This window comes from Priestia sp. P5_B4, from assembly GCF_056400385.1.
Genome location: NZ_JBFULJ010001155.1, coordinates 1 through 993, shown reverse-complemented (window position 1 = coordinate 993; position 993 = coordinate 1). Strand labels below are relative to the sequence as shown.

The window sequence follows — 993 nt, the reverse complement described above, 5'->3', positions numbered from 1 at the left end:
ACTCCATACAACGAGAAGTACAGCAAATAAAATGAACAAGAACCAACCTCTGGCATATGCGTTTAATTCTTGTTTGTTTTGTACCTTTTCTCTGTATTTTCGTTGGACATCATGATGTTTCGATGTATTTTTCATTAGCATTCCTCCCTTGAATTTGGAATAAACAATTGGAGCCAGTGTTATGAAATATAAAACATACTATACATTACCTTTTTTCCTTATAATTATATTTATGAAAGGTGTTTTTTTAGGTTGAAATAATCTTTGTATTAGAATCCCAAAGACTTCAAGGAGCTAGTGAGCTCTTATTAGGTTCTCCTTTGCTATTCATATCCATTACCACTTCTAAGAAAAAGAGGAGAAACACAGCTATAAGCTCAGTTATGGAGGGAATAGTAATGCTTCTAATTAATTCATCAGCAGTATGTATAGCAAACCAGGAAAAGCTACAATCAATGACCAGTCTCGCAAGGAATTTTCTTTTAGAGTTTTTAATTTGTTGAGAAAATGTATTAATAAGAAATATGGATAGTAAATCAACTATAAATCCTATAATAAAAAACAGTAAGAGGAATATTAATAGAGATAGAAATGAGTTGTATTGTACCCCAAATATTTTAAATAAACCAATAAATCCAAACACAAATGCTCCTAGCATTAATGAAATAGCAATAATAACAATTAAAGTTATAAAAATAACAGTAAATGATTTAGTGAAAAAATTAGATATATTGTGAGAGGGTCCAGTTTTCTTTGCTTTCAAGGTAAACATTCACATCCCTTGCTGCTAATTTTTCTTTAATGTATTTATCCTAGCCAATCGTGGGTATAAGCTAGTATTCCTAAGGTGGCTCCAATTCCAGCTCCAAATAAAGTAGCTCCTACTAGTTTTAATTTATTCTTATTATAAGTCATGAAAAACCCCCTTTTATCCAATTATATACAAAAATGGTTTTTAGTAAATGAATCTCTTTAAATGATATAATTAATATG

General features: G+C 29.7%; 1 protein-coding gene. It reads right to left on the bottom strand.

Annotation, left to right across the window (positions count from 1 at the left end; genetic code table 11):
* Positions 1-286: 286 nt before the first annotated feature.
* Positions 287-763, bottom strand: a complete 477-nt coding sequence (locus tag AC1DRF_RS29560) for a YrvL family regulatory protein (RefSeq protein ID WP_427076799.1) — start codon at positions 761-763, stop codon at positions 287-289.
* Positions 764-993: the final 230 nt, after the last annotated feature.